Source organism: Bradyrhizobium sp. NAS96.2 (assembly GCF_001908235.1).
In the GTDB taxonomy this organism is placed as follows: Bacteria; Pseudomonadota; Alphaproteobacteria; order Rhizobiales; family Xanthobacteraceae; genus Bradyrhizobium.
Genome location: NZ_LGHK01000427.1, coordinates 1 through 1192 on the forward strand (window position 1 = coordinate 1; position 1192 = coordinate 1192).

Sequence of the window (1192 nt, forward strand, 5' to 3'; positions counted from 1 at the left end):
AAGGCTCTGCTATCTTTGTTGCGTTCCGCAAGGAATGGCTCGATCCGGGTGGCCACCCGGATCGAGCCGGTCGATCGTCGGATCGTTTGCACCACAGTCTGCCTGGACTGCTCCTGAGCAAGATCGCGATCGGCTCTTCATCCGGCCCGGATGGTTGAACGAACCTAGGGTTCGCGTAGCAAGGTTGGGACAGACGAAGATGATGAAGCATAGCACTGTTTGCGCCGGGATCGATATCGGCAAGCTTAAGCTCGATGTCGCGCTGACCGGTTCCAAGGCCCGGCTCGAGGCCGACAATACCGCCGCGGGACACGACACGATCGTGACCTGGCTGAAGCGCCACAACGTCGACCGGATCGGAGTTGAGGCAACCGGCGGCTACGAGAAGAACCTTGTCAGAGTGCTCCGTCGGGCCGGGTTCGTTGTCGTCGTGTTGCAGCCGCTGCAGGTCCGCTCCTACGCCCAGTTCCGCCTCAAGCTCGCCAAGAACGATAAAATCGACGCCGCCATGATTGCCGCCTGCGTCGCCTCAGTCGAGGAGTTCCGCGACGCGCCAGACCCTCGTTTTGAGGCTTTTGCCGCAGCACAGACCCTGATCGATCAATTGAGCGAAGACATCGTCCTCTACAAGACGCGGCTAGAGATGGCGCAGGACGAGACTAGCCGCGCATTCTGGAAGCAGGAAATTGCCAACCGCAAGGCCCAGGCGCGCAGCGCTCGCGAAACACTGCGCGAGGCTATGCGAGCGCATGTCGATCTCGCAGCCAAGCTGGATCTGATCGTGAGCGTTCAAGGCATCGCCGAGAAGAGCGCGATTGCCGTATTGGTCCGAATGCCGGAGATCGGGACGCTCTCCCGCGAACAGGTCGCCGCGCTGGCCGGCCTCGCTCCCTATGATGATGATTCCGGCACCAGAACCGGCCCGCGCCATATCATGGGCGGTCGTACCCGATTGCGGACCAGCCTCTACGCGGCGGCCTTCGCCGCCACATTCCACTGGAATCCCCACCTCAAGGCCTTCTATGCGCGCCTGCGCGGCAACGGCAAGACCCACAAAATGGCTCTCGTCGCCTGCGCCCGTAAGCTCCTCATCTTCATCAATACTGTCGTCGCTCGCGGCACTCCGTGGCAGCCGATGCACCCCGCAAGCTAACGGTTGCTCAGGATGACGGAGCTGGCTTCACTTGCTGGG

1 protein-coding gene is annotated in these 1192 nt (G+C 61.7%); it reads left to right on the forward strand.

The window, feature by feature from the left end; genetic code table 11:
* The first annotated feature begins 199 nt into the window (after positions 1 to 199).
* Positions 200 to 1153 (forward strand): IS110 family RNA-guided transposase, encoded by a 954-nt coding sequence (locus AC628_RS41735; protein WP_074132578.1) that lies wholly within the window; start codon positions 200 to 202, stop codon positions 1151 to 1153.
* The last annotated feature ends 39 nt before the right edge of the window (positions 1154 to 1192 follow it).

What these genes read in the sequence shown, in the direction of transcription:
- AC628_RS41735 (WP_074132578.1), top strand. Translation starts at nt 200, where the DNA reads ATGATGAAGCATAGCACTGTTTGCGCCGGGATCGATATCGGCAAGCTT.